Raw genomic sequence first — 18,015 nt, forward strand, 5'->3', positions numbered from 1 at the left:
TCCCTGCTGTGCCCGGATCAGCTCTGCTGGAGCAGCCGGTCACACTGCTTGACAGCGTTGTCAAGCGCTTCCTTGGGGCTCTCCTTGCCCTGGAGCGCCTTGGCGACGGAGTTGCGAAGGGCCACCTTCATCTGCTCGCTGAACAGCACCGGCGTGTAGTTCACCGCGGTCTTCAGGGACTTGGCGGCGGCGATCCGCACGCGCGTCTCGTCGGTGCCGTCCTGCTTGGTGAAGTACGGGTCGTCGAGCGAGCCCTTGGTGCTGGGGAAGATCGCGACCTTCTTGGCGAAGGACATCTGCCGCTGCGCGTCGGTGACGAAGTGCGCGAAGGCGACGGCGGCGGGCGTCTGCTTGGTGCGCTTGTTCACCATCACGCCCATGACGTACATGTTGTCCTTGCCGGTGGAGCTGATCTGCGGCGTGATCCCGATGTTCTTGTACAGGCCCGGGGCGTCCTTCTTGAACTTCTCCAGGTCGAGCGCGCTGCCCGGGTTCATGGCGACGGCCTCGGTGAGGAACTTCTTGCCGGTCGACTCGGGCGTGGCCGTGAGCGCCTGCGGGTCGAGGGCCTTGGCGTCGTACAGCTTCTTGTACTGGGTGAGCAGTTCGACGCCCTTGGGGTCGTTGAAGGTGAAGCCGGTGCCCTCCTGGTTCATCAGGGGCACGCCGTAGCGGCCGAAGTCCTCGATGGTGGGGACGTTGGCGAGGGTGGCGATGTCGCCGTCGCTCTTCTTGGAGATCTCCAGGGCGTCGGCGAACAGCTCGTCGTACGTCTTCGGCGGCTTGTCCGCGTCCAGGCCCGCGTCCTTGAACAGCTTCTTGTTGTAGAACAGCGGCCCGGTGTTCAGGTACCAGGGGAAGGCGTACGTGCCCTCAAGGCCCGGGACCTGGTGGCTCTTCCAGGCGCCCGGCAGGTACTCCTTCTCGTACTTGCCCGCGGCCTTGTCCAGGTCGAGGGCAATGCCCGCCTTGGCGAGCGGCGCCACCAGGTCGGGCGAGACGTTCACGACGTCGGGCAGGGTGCCTCCGGCCGCGTCCGCGCTGATCTTGTCGGCGTAGCCCTCGCCGGGCTGGTCGACCCACTTCACCTCGGTGCCCGGGTACTTCTTCTCGAAGTCGTCGATCAGGCCCTCGAAGTACGACTTGAAGTTGGCCTTGAGGTTCCAGGTCTGGAAGGTGATCTTCCCCTCGACCTTGCCGGAGGCGTCGGTCGAGCCGCCGTCGTCACCGCCGCCGCAGGCGCTCAGGGCGAGCAGGGAAGCGACGGCGGCGGCAGCGGTGACCGCCCTGCGGGGACTGCGGGATATCCGGTGATGACGCACGGTGAACGGCTCCTTTGCTCGGCCCGGCGTATGACGGCATGGGCCACCCGACAGTGGTGGCGACCGCGGAGAATCGCGCCGAGGCAGACCCTGCATGGAGTTCCGGCGAAAAGTCAATGGATTGGTGACGATTCACCGCGACCGAGGCCGATCCCTCGGGGAACACGCAGGTCAGAGAGGTTCGTTGAAAACCTTGCCGGTAACGACTAATGCGCTTTAGGGTGTGCTGACTCAAGCGCTTTAGTACGGCGGCGGAGAGTGCGCCGTGGCGATGCGCGACGACCGGCGGCGCGCCAGGGCCGCGTACGGCGGTGGGCGGCGCCCCTCGGGAAGCGCGACCGCGGCGGCGCGCCTCGGGCGCGCGAGCCTCAGGCGTGCGGGCCCCAGGCGTGCGGGGCCCCAGGCGTGCGGGCCGCGGACAGCTCAGGCCGGGGACGGCTCGGGCACGGACGGCTCGGGCGCGGCACGGACGCGCGGGCCGAGGACGCGTGATCCGCAGACAGGGCGCCCGCGGCGTGCGTACGGTCGCGGGCAGGACGCCGCGGACGGGTGCCGCCGCGAGTTCGAGGCGCCGCGGCCCCATACGGCCGCGGCCGGGGCGCCGCGGGCCACCCGCGGCGGAAAGGGGCAACGGGTGCAAGGCAAGCGGTCACCGGCGCGTCGGCCGACCATGAAGGACATCGCGCGGCGCGCCGGGGTCTCGGAGAGCGCCGTCTCCTTCGCGCTCAACGACCGGCCCGGCGTCTCCGCCGTCACCCGCGACCGGGTGCGGCGCGTCGCCGAGCAGTTGGGCTGGCGGCCCAGCACCGCGGCCCGCGCCCTGTCCGGCGAGGGCGCGGCGACGGTCGGCCTGGTGGTGGCGCGGCCCGCGGCGACGCTAGGCGTCGACTCGTTCTTCCTCCAGCTGATCTCCGGCATCCAGGAGGTCCTCGCCGAGCGGCAGTTGGGGCTGCTCTTCCAGGTGGTGGAGGACGTCGACGCCGAGTGCGCGGCCTACCGCCGCTGGTGGGCCGAGCACCGCGTCGACGGGGTCCTGGTCGTCGACCCGCGCACCGACGACCCGCGCACCGCGCTCCTGGAGGAGCTGGGGCTGCCCGCCGTGGTGACCGGCGGCGTACCCGACCCGGACCGGCCGCCGCGCCCCGGACTGTCCACGGTGTGGGCCGACGACGCGGGCGCGATGGCGTCCGTCGTCGGCCATCTGCACGCGCTCGGGCACCGCAGCATCGTGCACATCGCGGGCCTGCCCGGGCTCGCGCACACCGAGCGGCGCATCCGCACGCTGCGCGCGGAGGCCGAGCGGCGCGGCCTGAGCGGCGTCCGCTCGGTGACCACGGACTACTCGGACGCGGAGGGCGCGGCCGTGACCCGCCGCGTGCTGGGCTCGGCGTCCCCGCCGACGGCCCTGGTGTACGACAACGACGTGATGGCCGTCGCCGGGGTGGCCGCCGCCGCGTCCCTCGGCTTCGCCGTGCCCGACGACGTGTCGGTGGTGGCGTGGGAGGACTCGGCGCTGTGCCGGATGGTCCACCCCTGGCTCACGGCACTCTCCCGCGACACGGTGTCCTTCGGGCGGACGGCGGCACGGGAACTGCTCGGCCTCCTGGACGACGGCCCGTCGGCGACGGTGCAGGTGCCGCTGCCGGAACTCATCGAGCGGGAGAGCACGGGAGCGGCGCGGGCCTGAGGAGCGGCCCGGGGCACCTCCCGCGCGCGGCGCCGACCGCCCCCGCTACCGTCACCCCGAGGTGATCACCGATCGCGGGGCCGCGCACACCGAGGAGAAGGGGGACCACATGACCACGGCGGACGCACCGCCCATCGTGCTCGTCCACGGCACGCGGTTCAGCGCGAGCCAGTGGAGCCCGCAACTGGCGGCCCTCCAGAAGGACTTCACGGTGACGGCCGTCGACCTGCCCGGCCACGGCACGCGTGCCGCGCAGCCGTGGAGCCTGGCCGCCGCGTCGGAGGTCATCGCGTCGGCGGTGGACGGACTGGGCCGCGGCCCGGCACTGGTCGTGGGCCACTCGCTCGGCGGGTACACGGCGCTGGAGTTCGCCCGGCGCTGCCCGGAGCGGCTGCGCGGCCTGGTCCTCGCGGGCGCCAGCGTCTCGACGCGCGGCGCCTGGGCGGTGCCCTACCGCTGGGTCGCCGGGCTCGTCCCCCGTGTGCGGGAGGACCGTCTCACCCGCTGGAACGACCGGCTGCTGCGCCGCCTCTACCCGCCCGAGGTGGTCGGCGCGACGATCCGCTCCGGGTACGCCTTCCACACGCTGCCGGACGCCTGGGGCGAGGTGCTCGGCCGCTTCGACGCGAGCGCGATGCGCGCCGTGCGGGCTCCCGTGCTGATCCTGAACGGCGAGAAGGACACGGTCTTCCGCTCCGGTGAGCGGGACTTCGCCCGCGCGCACCACGCGGCGCGCGTCGAACTGATCCCGCGTGCGCGGCACCTGGCGAACTTCGACGCACCGGAGGCCTTCACGGACGCCATCCGCCGCTTCGCCCGAGAACTACCCGCACCCGCCCAGGCCACCGCCCCTCAGGGCTAGGGCGCTTCGTCCCCGTGGCAGAGGTCCGGCGACAAAGGCTCGATGGTGGCCCCACTGGCCATCAGCCAGCGACACACATCAACCAACGACCGATGCCCCGCAGGAAACGACCTAGTTGCGGCGGCGCCGTTCCCACCACACCGTGCCGAGCAGAATCACGAGGGCGAGGACGATGAGCACCACCACGTCGGTCGTACTGCTGACCTCGTAGACGCCGCGTGCCAGGGGTGGGCCTAGATCCCGCATGCAACACCTCCGTTACCGCCTTGTCAGGCCGCCAGTACCCCACGAGTTTCAGATCAACGGTGTTTGAACTGTCTGTAGCGGACGAGCGCTATCCCCGCTCCGGGCGCCAGGAGCATGAGTGGCGCGGTCAACGACGCCCCGAGTGACCCACCTGTGAGGTAGGCGATGACGAACCACACGAGGTAGAGGACCAGCAGGACGATGAGCAGCTTGACCATCGCCTGTCGAAGACCTTGACGCGCAGGGGTCTCATGCATCGTTGATCATCCTGTTCTAGGACAGCCATTTCTCGACGAGCGCTCCGGTGTTGGCACCAGCGGCCACGCAACCCGCGGTGGACACGAAGCCGGTCCCCGGTCCTGTCGCGGCCTCGCAGGCGGCGCCTACGGTGAAGCCCGCTGTGAAGGATGCGAAACCACGGGCCGCGCCCACTGCGTCCCCAGAGACAAGATCCTTGGTCGCTCCGTACAGATCGAAGGCGTCCTGCACTTGCCCGGCGTAGCTGGGCAGCTTCCCCAGCGCGTCTCCGATTTTCCCGAAGGGAAGGGTGCCCTTGGGGTCGATGCGGTTGACGGGGTCGCCTTCGGCGTAGAGGTAGGGGTTCTTCTCCTGGCCGGAGGGGTCGGGCTGGGTGAAGCGGGTCAAGTGCGGGTCGTAGTAGCGGGCCGCGAAGTGGTACAGGCCCGTGGGGTCCTGGTAGCCGCCGGCGAAGCGGTAGGGCTGGGGGACCTTCTCCGAGGTCGCCGCGCGTGCGACGCCGCGGGGGCTGTAGCTGTAGGTGTTGACCTTCACGCCTGCTTCGTCGGTGAGCGCGATGACGGAGCCCAGCGCGTCGGTGAGGTAGTAGTACGCCTTGCCCCCGGTCGTCATGGAGTTCAGGGTGCCCCGGGTTCCCGGTTGAATCCCATGTCCACCCCGCCCGTGCTCCTGGCCGACAGGCCGAGCGGGCCGTTGTGGAAGAAGGTGTCCCCGAAGCGGATGCGTTCGCTTTGGTCGGTGGAGCCGTACTGGCCCTCGTACGTCTTGCCGCCGACGGTGATCGAGGTGAGCTGGCTGAAGTCGGAGTACCGCTCGTCGGTGCGGGTGCCCTCCGGCGTCGAGGCACCCGCGGTCTCGTTCCCGCCCGCGTCGTAGGACCAGTTGGTGCTGTCGCCGTTCTTCGCGGTGATCTGCTGGGCGTCGTTGACGGTGAACGTCGAGTCGCTGGGGCAGCCCTTGCCGGTGCCTTGGGAGGTGAGGTTGCCTGCCTGGTCGAAGCAGTACTGCCAGGAGTAGGTGACCGCGTCGCCCCTTTCCTCCTTGGCGTAGGAGAAACGCCCGGCGCTGTCGTAGGTGTAGCTGATCGTCGTGTCGGTGACGGCGTCGGTGCGGGTACGGATCTTCGTGCTGTCCTTGCCCGCGTTGGAGTAGGAGTAGGACAGGTCGACCAGGGCGCCCTTGTGCGAAGTGGCCTTGATCCTCTCCGGGCGGCTGGACTTGTCCAGGATGACCGTCTGTTCCGTGCCGCCGGGATAGATGGTCTTGGTACGGATGTCGTTGTTGTCGTATTCGTAGGTAGTGGTCCGGCCTGCCGGGTCCTTGAGCTGTTTGAGCTTGTTGACCTTGTTCCAGATGTAGTCGGTGACCCCGGCCGGGTCCTCATACGTCTCCACGTTCCCCGCGGGGGTGTAGGTGAGCTTGGTCTGTGCACCGTTCTGCAGGGTGCGGACCGTCTCCCGCGACAGCGGGTCGAAGGCGTACCTGATCGTGCCGGTGCCGTCCGAGCGCTGGGTGAGGTTGCCGTCGCCGTCGTAGGAGTAGGTCACCGTGGCCTTCGACGACGAGGTCACCTCGGTGATGCGGTCACGCTCGTCGTACTCGTACGCCGTCTTGACGCCGCGGCCGTCGGTGACCGTCTCCGGTCGGCCCAGCGCGTCGTAGGTGTAGGTGGTGGGCTTGAGCGGGGTCGGCGGGGTGGCCTTGACGAGGTTGCCCTTCTCGTCGTAACGGAAGGCGGTGGAAACCGACTTGGTGTCGCTCATCTTCGTGGTGGCCTTGCATCGCTGGCCTTCGAAGCCGCCGCAGTCGGGGGTGGCGTCGTTGTAGGCGTAGGTGCGCTTGCCGCCACCGGAGCCGGTGACCGCGACGGACGTGGTGTTGCCGACGCTGTCGTAGGTGAAGTCGGTCTTCTCGTCGTCCGCGCTGGTGAAGGACTTCGGCAGGTCCGTACCCGCGATGGTCTGATACCCGGACAGGGAGGCGGTGGCGCCGGTGGGCAACTTGGCGGAGGTCGGGTTGTTTCGGGCGTCCCACCCGTAGACGGTCACGTTCCCGCCGCCTCCGGTCCCCATCGCATCAGTGGCCGTCTCGACGTTGTGGTTCGCATCGTAGGTGCGCGAGCGCGCATGGCCGAGCGCGTCGGTGACCTTGGTGACCTTGCCGTCCTTGTCGTGCTCGTACTTCGTGGCGTGCTGCTCGGGGTCGGTCACCGTCGTCGTGCCTGCCGCCGAAGGGTCCTTGGCGGAGTAGGCGTAGGTATAGGTCGGGCCGGTGTGGCCATCACCGCCGGTCTCGGTGGCGCGCAGCATGGAGGTGACGCGGTTGGCGGCGTCGTAGGTGAAGACGGTGACTCGGCCCTCGGGGGTGGTGACCTTGGTCAGGCGGCGTGAGGGGTCGTAGCCGAAGTGGGTCGGCTTGCCCTCGGTGTCGGTGGTCCTGGCCAGGTCTCCGGCCTTGTTCAGGTCGAAGACAGCGGTGCGGCCGGTGTGGTCGGTGGCCTGCCACTGGTCGCCGTAGGTCTTGACCAGGTCCACCCAGCGCCCGGAGCGGGTCTCGGTAAGCTTGAAGCCCTTGTGCTCACCGCCGTGGTCGTGCTGGTCGACAGTGATGGTGTGCTTGTTCTTGTCGGTGACCTTGGTGAGCGTGCCGTGCTCGTCGTAGGTGTCCTTCACGCCGGACTTGCGGCTGGTGAGGGTGTAGCTGCCGTCGGTGTTCTTCGCGGCACGTAGGCGGGTGTCTCGGCACGGGCACGCGGCGGTGCCTTCGGCGTCTTGCCGGTGCGGGCACGCTCCGTCTGGTGGGCGCGCCAGGCGGCCTGCTCCCGCGTCGGCCTGGCCTCGGCTTCCGGTGCCACCGGCTTGGTCGCGCCGACCTTGACCGGCGGGATGTCGAAGGGCTCCTTGGGCTTGCCCCACACCGACTGCGCGCCGGGTTCCGGGGCCGCCAGCGCCCCTGTTCCCGACGCGGCGAGCGAGAGGGCGGCCACCGCGGCTACCCCCGCGAAACGTGATCTGTACGTGGATCTGCGGGCACGCCGAACGGACGTGACCGCGGCACGTCGGGACATGACTTCCCCCACGGAAAAGAGACGTCACAGCGACCAAGGCGGCCGCTGGAGGCGGACACGCTGCCACAGGACGTTCACAAGCCCCTCCCACTTCCCGGGAATTTGCTATCCATGCCCGCCGAAATCGGTCATGAGGTTGATCTCCTGTGCATGAGTGAACTGTCGCATCGGAGCGAGTGATTCCTACCTAGAGCCGACCTGACCTGGTAAGCCCTGCTGCTCTGCCGCAGCGAAGACGGGGATGGGACGGCTGGGAGTGCGTCAGCATATTGGCTTGCAAAGCACCTGAGAGGCTTGTGCGTTCGCAATCCAATGCTGAAGCAAAAGTCGATCGCCTCAAGAACCGGCAGCGTCTGCGCCGCAGACGATGCCGGTGGAGCCGTGGGTGCGTCATCGGCTTGGACGGCGGGCGCGGTGGTGAGCAAGGGCAGGACTGTGAGATCGAGCGCGGCAGGAACGCAGGGCAACGAATTCCGACCCAGCCGAGATCGCCCTCGGCACCGACCTGGGCGAGCAAGGCCGTGAAGACCTACTCCCCGGTGCCATCGGCGGCTCACATCCACAGCCGGTTGTAGGCCCCCTTCCCCGACCCGAAATCCTCGAGCAGGCCCCTCCACGGGGTGCCGGTGCGGTGCTTGAACGCGACCGCGTCGGTCACCTGCCGATGATCTCGCCACCACCCACCCCCTCATCTACCCTGTGGGTACGGGCAGTTGACCGGCACGCCGTACGACGGGGGCGAGTATGGGCGGGTGGTTCCGGGACGAGAACGGCGTCGAGCGGTGGCGCGACGGGCGCGGCTGGACGCGGCACACACGGGACATGTGGGGCAACGCCGGGGAGAGCAGCCCGCCCGCCCAGGCCCCCAAGGAAGGCCCGCTCTGGGGCTTCGACCCTACGCTCGGCGCGCCGCCCGACCGGCCCTCCGGCTCGCCGCAGCCGACGTTCGACTGGGGCGGGACCTCCGGCCGGGCGGACCCCGCGCCGCCGCCGTCGGCGAGCGGGTCGGCCGACCTCGACACCGTGGGCGGCTGCTGCGGCTGCCTGGTGCTCCTGTGCGCCCTGGCCTTCATCGCCTTCGTCATCGTCAAGTCGGGCTGAGCGCTGGTACGCCGCCGCTGAGAGGGAACGCGCGGGGTGCCGCGCGGAGAGGCCCGCTCCCCCGCCCGAGGCGGCTCGCGGGGGTGGATCTCCTTCGACCGGCGCGGTGCGGCGTTCCGCTCCTTGACCGCCGGACCACGCGTGGCCGCGTTCACGCCACGGACTTCCGCGACCCCCGGTCCGGTTCCGTCACGCCGTCCGCCAAGGTCCGGGACCGAGCGGCGGGCGGGCGCCGCGCCCACAGCAGGGCGCCCGCGAGGAGCACGGCACCGCCGAGGAGCCAGCGGGGCGGGCCGGGCGGGAGGTTGCCCGCGGCCAGGCCGGTGAGGGCGCCGACCAGTTGGAGGGCCAGGGACTGCACGGAGAGGGCGGTGGCGCGGCCCGCGCTGTCGACGCGGCGGTGCAGCAGCTCGTTCTCGCTGGGTGCCGCGGCGCCCAGGCCCACGTAGATCAGGACGTAGCCGACGGCCAGCGGGAGCAGGGCGTACGGGCCCGCCAGGGCAGCCGTGGCGCCGATCAGCAGCAGGCCGCCCGCGGCCGCGCCGAGGCTGACGAGCACGGCGCGTTCGCCGTCACCCGCCAACCGGGCCACCCGGGGCGCCAGTTGGCTGCCGACGGCCGAGCAGGCGTACCCGGCGCAGGCGAGGCCCGCGAAGAGGACCGCGCCCGACTCGGGTGCGCCGGTGAGGTCCACCGCCCGCGCCGGGGTGAGGAGTTCGACCGTCACCAGCGCGCCGCCCGCCGCGGCGGCGCTGAGCATGACGCGCCGCACCAGGGCGTCACCGGCGCTCAGGCGCAGGCCGCTCACGACGGTGCCGGGCACGCCGCGCAGCACCCCGCTGAGAGTGGCGCGCGGCCGGGGCGGCTCGGGCAGCGCCGTCAGGACGTACGCGACGAAGCCGACCTCGACGGCGACGCCGAGCAGCATCGGCAGGGACAGCGGCAGGACGAGGCCGGAGGTGGCGTCGCCCAGGCGGTCGCCGAGGTCGGGGCCGAGCCCGCTGAGCCAGGGCAGCGCGCCGCCGACCAGGACGCCCACCGCGAGCGCCACGGCCTCGGCGGCGTGCCCGCGGGCCAGGCCGGTGCGCAGCTCGGCGTCGGGTCCGGCGCTCGCGTGCACCGTGTCCACGTACCAGGCCTCGGCGGGGCCGCTGGACAGCGCGCGCCCCACGCCCTTCAGGGCCATGCCGAGCGCGAGGGCCCAGGCCGTGGTGGCGAGGGCCGCGAGGAGCAGCGCCGCCACGTCGAAGAGACCGGCCGCGGCGAGGACGGCGCGGCGGCCCAGCACGTCGGAGAGGCCGCCCGTGGGCAGTTCGAGGGCGGCGGCCGTCAGGGAGTGCGCGGCGACGCAGCCCGCGATGGCCGCGAGGGACAGGCCGCGCTCGCTGAACAGGGGCACCATCGGGGCGATGCTGAGGCCGATGGGGAGCCAGAAGAGGGCGCTGACGACGACATAGCGGCGCCGCGCGGCGCCCGGGTCGAGCGGGGTCCGGGTCACGACGTGCCCTCCCGCGCGGCTCTGGGGGTGTCGGGGGTGTCGGAGGCGCCGGGGGCGCTGGAGGCGTCGCGGGTGCGGTCGGGCTCGGTGGTCTCGTCCGGCAGCACCGGCAGGGTCGCCGCGAACACCACCACCCGCTCGGCCCGCGGATCCCCCGCGTCACGCTGCTCCAGCTCCGCGAGCTTCGCCTCGAAGGCCTCCCACAGCTCGGCCAGGGACTCGGCGGTGAGGCGGGACAGCATGTCGGACATGCCGCTGTGCTCCAGCCACTCGCGGCCGACGCGACCGGCGGCCAGGGCCCGTTCGTACTGCGTCTGGGTCTCCGCCAGGTGCTCGATCTGGCGCCGCGCCATGGACTCGGCGAAGACGCGGCCCGCGGGCGAGGCGTCCATCGTCGCGTTGTCCCAGGAGGTGACGGCGTGCACCGCGCGCCAGCGGCGCTCGCGCCCGTCGCGGTGCTCGGCCTCGGCGACGAACGCGTACTTCGCGAGGACCCGCAGGTGGTAGCTGGTGGAGGCGGAGGACTCGCCGGTGCGCACGGCCAGCTCGCTCGCGGTGGCGGGGCCGTCCCTGCGCAGCAGGCCGAGCAGCCGGATGCGCAGGGGGTGCACCAGCGCCTTCAGGGCGCCCGGGTCCTGCTCGGGGTCGAGGACGCGGCGCTCGCGGGACGGGGTCGGCTGCTCGTCAGGGGCCATGGCGGCAGCGTAGATCGCGCCGAGAGGTTTCCCAAAGTATTTTTGCAGAATTTTTTTGGGAGAGTGCGGAAACGCCAGCCCCCTGCCGGGGCTCCGGCAGGGGGCGGGCGGGCCAGGTCAGCGGGGCCGGGGTCGGTCGACTCGACCGGTCAGAGTCAGTCGACTCGGCGGGGTCGGGGTCAGTCGACGCCGGGGAGGATGTGCGGCTCCGCGAGGTCGTCCTCGTACCCGGCGAGACGGATGGGGGCCGCCTTGGCCCAGGCCTCCAGGGGGCGGAGCTTCTGGGGGCGGCCCGCCCGCTCGCCGCCGCTCTCCGCCTGCCGCTTCTCCTGCTTCGTCGGATCTGGTGTCACCGCGCACTCCTCGGGGTCGCGTAACGAAAGGACCGGTTGCACTGCCTTCTCGGTCGCGGTGGCGCCGTGTCCGGGCGGGATCGCGGCCGTTGTCGCGCGCCTGTCCCGGGGCGGCGTACGGGCTCTGATGGGAGCCCGGTAACCGCCCGTGCGCACCAGGTTAACCAAATGAGCGCGAGTCCGCTCGATAGCGCTAGATGAAGGGGGTGATTCCGGACACGCCTTATGGCCGCCGGGACCGGATCACCACTTCGCGGGCGCGTAGTCCTTCAGGAAGACGCCGTACAGGTCCTCGCCCGCCTCGCCGCGCACGATCGGGTCGTAGACGCGGGCGGCGCCGTCGACCAGGTCGAGCGGGGCGTGGAAGCCCTCCTCCGCGAGGCGCAGCTTGTCGAAGTGCGGGCGCTCGTCGGTGATCCAGCCGGTGTCGACGGAGGTCATCAGGATCTTGTCGGTCTGGAACATCTCCTGGCCGCTGGTCCGCGTCACCATGTTCATCGCGGCCTTCGCGGCGTTGGTGTTGGGGTGCCCCGCGCCCTTGTAGCCGCGGCTGAAGACGCCCTCCATCGCCGAGACGTTCACGACGTACGCGCGCCCGCTCGCGGCCTTCCGCGCGGCGTCGGCCATGACCGCGCGCAACTTGCTGATCAGGATGAACGGCGCGGTGTAGTTGCACAGCTGGGTTTCGAGCAGCTCCACCGGGGAGATCTGCTCGATGGTCTGCACCCAGGTGTTGGTGTCCACCACGTCCGGCACGAGGCCGCCCGCGTCGATGGCGCTGCCGTCGCGGTGCCGCTCGACGCTGGCGTTGCCCGCGACCAGGGCGAGGTCGGCGACCTGCTGCGCGTCCAGGCCGCTGACGCCGACCGGCAGCGCGGCCAAGCCGTCCACGGCGCCGGAGTTGAAGGCGCCGATCACATGGTGGGCGGGCAGCTCACCGGCGGGCAGCGGGGCGCTCTCGCCGTCGACCAGGGCGGCGTACGCCGAGGGCAGGCGGCGCACGGTCTGCGTGGCGTTGTTGATGAGGATGTCGAGGGGACCCTGCTCGGCGACCTGCTCGGCCAGGCTGACCGCCTGCGCCGGGTCCCGCAGGTCGATGCCGACGACCTCCAGGCGGTGCAGCCAGTCCGCCGAGTCCTCCATGGCCTTGAAGCGGCGGATGGCGTCCTTGGGGAACCGCGTGGTGATGGTGGTGTGCGCGCCGTCCCGCAGCAGGCGCAGCGCGATGTACATGCCGATCTTGGCGCGGCCGCCGGTGAGCAGCGCGCGCTTGCCGCTCAGGTCGGCGCGGGCCTCGCGCTTGGCGCGGTTCTCGGCGGCGCACGGCGGACAGAGCTGGTGGTAGAAGTAGTCGACCTCGACGTACCGGGTCTTGCAGGTGTAGCAGGAGCGCGGGCGCTGGAGTATCCCCGCGATCTTGCCCGCCTCGGTGACCGACGACGGCAGGATGCCCTCGGTCTCGTCGTCGATGCGCTGGGCCGAGCCGGTGGCCGTGGCCTCGGTGACGGCCTTGTCGTGCGCGGTCTTGGCGGCCCTGCGCTCCTGGCGGCGGCGCTGCTTCACGGTCCGGTAGATCCCGGCGGTGGCGCGGCGCACGGTGATCGCGTCGGGGTGGTCGACCTCCAGCCTGTCCAGCTCGTCGAGCACGCTGAGGCAGATCGCGAGCCGCTCGGGGTCGATACCGGGGCCGAACGGACCGTCCGCGGCGGTGGCGCCCACGGCGGCGTCCGCCGCGGTGTCGATGGCGCCCGCAGCTGCCTGGTGGCTGTCCTCTGTCACGGTCATCGCCGCTGTCGTCCCTCACCGCACTCGTGCCGCGGCTCGTCCTGGGGTGACCGCGGAAGCTTTCAAAAGCGCAACTTTACGTAGCGCCGGGCCCCGCCGCCAAACCCGTCACGGCCCGCGACGCTCCCCGCACGCCGTGCCGCGAGCCCCCTCCGGCGGCACGGCCCGCCACCGCTCCCCCCAGGGCGCTACGGGCACACCACCCGCTGCCCCTTGCCCAGGGCGATCACGCCGCCCTGGGACACCGTGTACAGCTCCGCGTCGCGCTCCGGGTTCACCCCGATCGTGGCGCCCGGCGGGACGTCCACGTTCTTGTCCAGGACGGCGCCGCGCACCACCGCGCCCCGGCCCACACGGACGTTGTCGTGCAGCACCGAGCCCTGGACGACCGCGCCCTCGGCGACCGTCACGCCCGGCGAGAGCACCGAGCGCGTCACCTGGCCCCGGATCACGCAGCCGGGGCTGACGATCGACTCACTGGCGATGCCGCCCGCGCAGAACTTCGCGGGCGGCAGCTGGCCGGGGTGCGTGTAGATGGGCCAGCGGCGGTTGTCGAGGGTGAAGACGGGCTGGTCGGAGATCAGGTCCAGGTGCGCCTCGTAGTACGCGTCGAGGGTGCCGACGTCGCGCCAGTAGCCGTGGTCCCGGGCGGTCTCACCGGGCACGTGGTTGTCGTCGAAGTCGTACACCTGGGCCAGGCCGCGCTCGGTGAGCATGGGCAGGATGGAGCCGCCCATGTCGTGGGCGGACGCCTCGTCCTCGGCGTCGGTGCGCAGGGCGTCGATGAGCACCTTCGTGGTGAAGACGTAGTTGCCCATCGACGCGAACACCTGGTGCGGGGCGCCGGGCAGGCCCGGCGGGTCCGCGGGCTTCTCCAGGAAGCGCTCGACGCGGGTGCCGTCACCGGCGGGCGTGATGATCCCGAACTGGGCGGCGTCCGCGCGCGGCACCCGGATCCCGGCGACCGTGACGCCCGCGCCGGACTCGATGTGCTGCTTCAGCATCTGCCGGGGGTCCATGCGGTAGACGTGGTCGGCGCCGAACACCGCGATGTGGTCGGGCTGTTCGTCGTGGACCAGGTTCAGGGACTGCAGGATCGCGTCCGCGCTGCCCAGGTACCAGCGCGGGCCGAGGCGCTGCTGGGCGGGGACCGGCGTCACATAGTTGCCGAGCAGGCTCGACATGCGCCAGGTGGTGGAGACGTGCCGGTCGAGCGAGTGCGACTTGTACTGGGTGAGCACGCAGATGCGCAGGACATCGCCGTTGACGAGGTTCGACAGGACGAAGTCCACGAGGCGGTACGTGCCGCCGAAGGTCACCGCCGGTTTCGCCCGGTCGGCGGTGAGCGGCAGCAGCCGCTTCCCCGCGCCGCCCGCGAGCACGATTCCGAGCACCGAAGGTCCGCCGCGCATCGCCGCCCCCTCTACCGCCCTGTCCGGGCCCTCGTGTGGGTCTTCAGTACGTCCTCAGTACGTCCTCATGTCGCCGTACGCGCTCATGCCGCCTGACGTCCTCATGCGTCCTCATGCGTCCTCATGTCGCCTTGAGCACGTCCTCGTACACCTCGACCGTGCGCCGTGCCACCGCGTCCCAGCCGAACTCCCGCTCCGCGCGGCACCGGCCCGCCGTGCCCATCGCCGCGGCCCTGCCGGGGTCGGTGGCAAGGCGGTTCAAGGCCCGCCCGAGGTCGTGCTCGAAGCGCTCCGGGTCCCGCTGGTCGTACGGCACGAGCAGACCGGTGGTGCCGTCCGCGACGACCTCCGGGATGCCGCCGACCCGGGAGGCGACCACGGCCGTGCCGCAGGCCATCGCCTCCAGGTTGACGATGCCCAGCGGCTCGTACACCGACGGGCAGACGAACACCGTGGCGTGGCTGAGGAGTTGGACGACCTCCGGGCGCGGCAGCATGCGCGGGATCCAGTGGACGCCGCCGCGGGCACGGCTCAGCTCCTCGAACAGGGCCCGGAACTCCTGGTCGATCTCGGGGGTGTCGGGGGCGCCCGCGCACAGCACGAGCTGGACGCCGCGGTCCAACTGCCGTGCGGCGCGCAGCAGATGGGGCACGCCCTTCTGGCGCGTGATGCGGCCCACGAACAGGACGTACGGGTCCCGCGGGTCGATGCCGAGGCGGCGCAGGGCGCCGGTGCCGGGGTCGGGCTCGTACAGGGCGGTGTCGATGCCGTTGTGGACGACGTGGACGCGGGCGGGGTCGACGGCCGGGTAGCAGCTCAGGATGTCGGCGCGCATGGCGCCCGATACGGCGATGACCGCGTCGGCGGCCTCGACGGCGGTGCGCTCGGCCCAGCACGACACGGCGTAGCCGCCGCCGAGCTGCTCGGCCTTCCAGGGGCGCAGCGGCTCCAGGGAGTGCGAGGTCAGCACGTGCGGGATGCCGTGCAGCAGCTTGCCGACGTGGCCCGCGAGGTTGGCGTACCAGGTGTGGGAGTGCACCAGGTCGCGGCCCGCGAGCGCGGCGGCCATCGACAGGTCGACCGACAGCGTGCGCAGCGCGTCGTTGGCGGTGTCGAGGGCGCTCCAGGCGCGGTGGCGCGCGACCGCGTCGGCGCCGTCCGGATCGCCCGGGCTGCCGGAGCCGCCGGGGCCACCGGTGCTCTCCGGGCCCTGGGTGCCCCAGCAGTGCACGTCGAGCTGGGTGAGCGCGCGCAACTCCCGGGAGAGGAACTCGACATGGACGCCCGCGCCGCCGTAGACGTCCGGCGGGTACTCGCGGGTGAGCAGTCCCACTTTCACGAGCGGAGCCCCCCGTCGTCGGCCGACCCCCTCATGGTCGCCCCGGAGGCGGCCGCGGGGGAAGACCGCTGCGGCGGCCGGTCGAAGCAGCAGTCGCCGCACAGGCCGCCGTTCGGGCAGCGGTAGTACAGGCAGCAGCTGCGGCGGCGGAACGCGGTGCCGTCGAGCGTCCCGGTGGCGGCGAGGCCGGGCGTCGCGAACAGGTCGGCGGCCAGCGCCAGGGCCCGCTCCCCCGCCTCGGGGCGTCCCGTGCGCGCCGCCCACGCGTGGAGTTCGCGGGCGGCGCCCGCGAGCGCGGAGCCCGCGTTGCCGCGCAGCAGCGCCGGGGAGATCCGGTAGCGGGCGCGCAGGGCGGCCGCGAGCGGCGCCAGGTGCCCGTCCAGGACGGTCTCGCGGACGCGCGCGGCGTCCGCCGGGAACGTCCGGGCCCCGTCGAGCCACAGGTCGTCCGGCGAGGTGCCGTCCGGGTCCCAGCGCAGCCGCTCCGGGTCGAGGTCCGGCACCAGGCCGTACAGGGCGGCCGGGCCGAGCGCCAGGGACCACAGCCGGGCGGCGAGCCCGAGGTGCGCCACGGAGACGCCGACGCGGACCTCGGGGGCACCGAGGCGGTCGGCGACCTTGGCGACGCGGAAACCCAGCGGATCCGGCGCGCCCCGCGGCCCCTCCCGCGCATCGTCCCGCGACCCGCCCCGCCCGTCACGGAGGGTGATTCCGGCTTTCCTCTCCCGGGGACCCGGAACCGGTTCGTAGACGCGTGCGAGCGGCACCGGGACCGATGCCCCGGACGGCACGGGACCCGCGTTCTCGGGCCTTTCCGTGCGCAGTGCGAAGAAACCGCCGACCGAGCCGACGACGTCCCAGTCGATGCCTGCCGAGGAACCTGTCATCGTGGAAGTACAGCAGGCCGTTCCGGCCCAGGGGTAACCAGACCTGGGGAGGACACATGGGAAGTCGTACTCCATCGGGAGTAGGACGGATTGACTGCTCAGGGACGACGACGCGGTGCGCTCCGCGCGACATCGTGGTGAACATGGAAGCCGACCGTTCGCCGCACCGGACGCACCGGACGCACCGGGACAGCACCCCCTCAGCCCCGGTCCGCCGCCCTCCCCGCGGAGCGCCTCATGAGCGCGCTCGCGCTGTCCGTCCTGCTCTCCCTCGTCTCCGCCGTGGCCTACGCGGGCGGGGCGATCATCCAGGAGCGGGTGGCGGCGACCGCCGCGGAGCAGCAGTACGCGCCGCTGCGCCGCGGCGCCTGGTGGGTCGCGGTCGTCCTGAACGGCCTCGGCGGCCTGCTGCACGTCGTGGCGCTCGCCTACGGCCCGCTCAGCCTCGTCCAGCCGCTGGGCGCCCTGACGATCGTGTTCGCGCTGCCGATGGCGGCCGTGTTCGTGCGCCGCAGGGCCGGGGCCACGGCCTGGCGCGGCGCCATCATGGCGACGGTGGGCCTCGCGGGCATGCTGTCGCTGACGCGGGCCACCGACTCGCAGTCCCTGGCCGACGCGGAGCGGATCGTCCTGGCGCTCGGCACCGGCGGCGCCGTCGTCGCCCTGATGCTGCTCGCGCACGCCGCGCACCGGCACCCGGCCGTCCGCAGCGTGCTGCTGGCCACGGCGGCGGGCATCGCGTTCGGCATCTCGTCGGTGTTCACGAAGACGGTCGCGGTGGACTGGGACGCGCACGAGCCGCTGGCGCGGCAGCTGCCGAGCCTCGGCGTGATCGCGGTCCTGGCGGTGAGCGGACTGCTGCTGTCCCAGGCGTCGTACCGGGGCGCGGGCCTCGCGGCGCCGCTGTCCACGGTGACGGTGGTGAACCCGGTGATCGCCGCCGCGGTCGGCCTGACCCTGTTCGGAGAATCCTTCCGCTACGGGGCGACGGGCACGACGGTCGCCCTGGCGTGCGGTGTGGTCGCCGCGGGCGGGCTGATCCTGCTGACGACGGAGCGCATCGGCGCCACGCGCCGCACCGAGGCCGCCGGTCAGGCCCCGCGGGACGCCACGGACGCCGCCGGAACCGAGGCGCCGGACTCCCTGACGGAGGCGCCGGGCTCCCTGGCGACGGCCGCCGCCGTCACCGACGACGCCCCGGCACCCGCGCTGCCCTCCACGGCCCGCGTCGCCGAGCAGCGCACGCCCGCGCACGACGAGCAGGAGCAGCGCCCCACGGTGGCCGCGGAGCGCGCCAGCGAGCCACCGGGCGCACCGGGCCCACCAGGCGCACCGGAGCGGCGCCCCGAGCAAGGGGCACCCGACGCCCCCTCGGTGCCGGACACGCGGCTGGTGCCGGGCGCGCTGCCCGCCGTACCGCTGCAACCCGTGGTGAAGGCGTTCCCCCGCGCCGACGCGGGCGCGGCCCACGCCTGACGGCGACGGCCCCGCCCGCGCGGACGG

The 18,015-nt window shown here is 72.3% G+C and carries 15 protein-coding genes and 2 pseudogenes; 4 read left to right on the forward strand and 13 right to left on the reverse strand.

Annotated features, from left to right (window positions below):
* Nucleotides 1–17: 17 nt before the first annotated feature.
* Nucleotides 18–1,322: an extracellular solute-binding protein gene (locus tag ACOBQU_RS05720; protein ID WP_423624809.1), complete on the reverse strand. Its 1,305-nt coding sequence runs from the start codon at nt 1,320–1,322 to the stop codon at nt 18–20.
* A gap of 634 nt (nt 1,323–1,956) precedes the next feature.
* Here ACOBQU_RS05720 and ACOBQU_RS05725 point away from each other — a divergent pair.
* Both ACOBQU_RS05725 and ACOBQU_RS05730 read left to right on the forward strand, forming a co-directional pair.
* Nucleotides 1,957–3,009, forward strand: coding sequence for a LacI family DNA-binding transcriptional regulator (locus ACOBQU_RS05725; protein ID WP_423624810.1), 1,053 nt, complete (start codon nt 1,957–1,959; stop codon nt 3,007–3,009).
* 109 nt (nt 3,010–3,118) lie between these two features.
* Nucleotides 3,119–3,871 carry an alpha/beta fold hydrolase gene (locus tag ACOBQU_RS05730; protein WP_423624811.1) on the forward strand — a complete coding sequence of 251 codons (753 nt, stop codon included), beginning with the start codon at nt 3,119–3,121 and terminating at the stop codon, nt 3,869–3,871.
* A gap of 111 nt (nt 3,872–3,982) precedes the next feature.
* Here ACOBQU_RS05730 and ACOBQU_RS05735 read toward each other — a convergent pair whose 3' ends face one another.
* From ACOBQU_RS05735 to ACOBQU_RS05755, 5 genes and pseudogenes are all read right to left on the reverse strand, one after another.
* Entirely contained in the window at nt 3,983–4,117 is a 135-nt protein-coding gene (locus ACOBQU_RS05735) for a hypothetical protein (RefSeq protein ID WP_423624812.1), read from the reverse strand.
* Nucleotides 4,118–4,170: 53 nt separating this feature from the next.
* On the reverse strand, nt 4,171–4,335 hold the full coding sequence (locus tag ACOBQU_RS05740; RefSeq protein WP_423624813.1) for a hypothetical protein: 165 nt from the start codon (nt 4,333–4,335) through the stop codon (nt 4,171–4,173).
* Nucleotides 4,336–4,390: 55 nt separating this feature from the next.
* A pseudogene (locus ACOBQU_RS05745) lies at nt 4,391–7,092 on the reverse strand (RHS repeat-associated core domain-containing protein); the annotation flags it as partial.
* Complete coding sequence (locus ACOBQU_RS05750; protein WP_423635014.1) at nt 7,044–7,361, reverse strand: hypothetical protein; 318 nt, start codon at nt 7,359–7,361, stop codon at nt 7,044–7,046. The gene ACOBQU_RS05750 and the pseudogene ACOBQU_RS05745, both read right to left, overlap by 49 nt.
* Before the next feature lie 634 nt (nt 7,362–7,995).
* Nucleotides 7,996–8,109: pseudogene (locus tag ACOBQU_RS05755) on the reverse strand (IS5/IS1182 family transposase); the annotation flags it as partial.
* Nucleotides 8,110–8,186: 77 nt separating this feature from the next.
* Between ACOBQU_RS05755 and ACOBQU_RS05760 the strand changes: the two are divergent.
* Nucleotides 8,187–8,543, forward strand: a complete 357-nt coding sequence (locus ACOBQU_RS05760; RefSeq protein ID WP_423624814.1) for a hypothetical protein — start codon at nt 8,187–8,189, stop codon at nt 8,541–8,543.
* A gap of 151 nt (nt 8,544–8,694) precedes the next feature.
* Here the strand turns inward: ACOBQU_RS05760 and ACOBQU_RS05765 are convergent, their stop codons facing one another.
* From ACOBQU_RS05765 to ACOBQU_RS05795, 7 genes are all read right to left on the reverse strand, one after another.
* A complete protein-coding gene (locus tag ACOBQU_RS05765) occupies nt 8,695–10,041 on the reverse strand; it encodes an MFS transporter (protein WP_423624815.1) in 1,347 nt (448 codons plus the stop codon).
* Nucleotides 10,038–10,736 (reverse strand): ArsR/SmtB family transcription factor, encoded by a 699-nt coding sequence (locus tag ACOBQU_RS05770; protein WP_423624816.1) that lies wholly within the window; start codon nt 10,734–10,736, stop codon nt 10,038–10,040. Before ACOBQU_RS05770 ends, ACOBQU_RS05765 begins: the two co-directional genes overlap by 4 nt.
* Nucleotides 10,737–10,915: 179 nt before the next feature.
* Complete coding sequence (locus tag ACOBQU_RS05775; RefSeq protein ID WP_423624817.1) at nt 10,916–11,089, reverse strand: hypothetical protein; 174 nt, start codon at nt 11,087–11,089, stop codon at nt 10,916–10,918.
* A gap of 243 nt (nt 11,090–11,332) precedes the next feature.
* Nucleotides 11,333–12,874 (reverse strand): SDR family NAD(P)-dependent oxidoreductase, encoded by a 1,542-nt coding sequence (locus ACOBQU_RS05780; RefSeq protein WP_423624818.1) that lies wholly within the window; start codon nt 12,872–12,874, stop codon nt 11,333–11,335.
* Between the two features lie 188 nt (nt 12,875–13,062).
* Nucleotides 13,063–14,286, reverse strand: coding sequence for a glucose-1-phosphate adenylyltransferase (glgC, locus tag ACOBQU_RS05785; RefSeq protein WP_423624819.1), 1,224 nt, complete (start codon nt 14,284–14,286; stop codon nt 13,063–13,065).
* 121 nt (nt 14,287–14,407) lie between these two features.
* The gene (gene glgA / locus ACOBQU_RS05790; RefSeq protein WP_423624820.1) at nt 14,408–15,625 is read right to left on the reverse strand and encodes a glycogen synthase; all 1,218 of its coding nucleotides are present in this window, start codon (nt 15,623–15,625) and stop codon (nt 14,408–14,410) included.
* Nucleotides 15,622–16,512: a (2Fe-2S)-binding protein gene (locus tag ACOBQU_RS05795; protein WP_423624821.1), complete on the reverse strand. Its 891-nt coding sequence runs from the start codon at nt 16,510–16,512 to the stop codon at nt 15,622–15,624. The genes glgA and ACOBQU_RS05795 overlap by 4 nt, the downstream gene beginning before the upstream one ends.
* 237 nt (nt 16,513–16,749) lie before the next feature.
* On the opposite strand from ACOBQU_RS05795, the gene ACOBQU_RS05800 reads away from it, so the two are divergent.
* On the forward strand, nt 16,750–17,988 hold the full coding sequence (locus ACOBQU_RS05800; RefSeq protein WP_423624822.1) for a DMT family transporter: 1,239 nt from the start codon (nt 16,750–16,752) through the stop codon (nt 17,986–17,988).
* Nucleotides 17,989–18,015: the final 27 nt, after the last annotated feature.

The organism is Streptomyces sp. G45 (assembly GCF_049542095.1).
Taxonomy (GTDB): domain Bacteria; phylum Actinomycetota; class Actinomycetes; order Streptomycetales; family Streptomycetaceae; genus Streptomyces.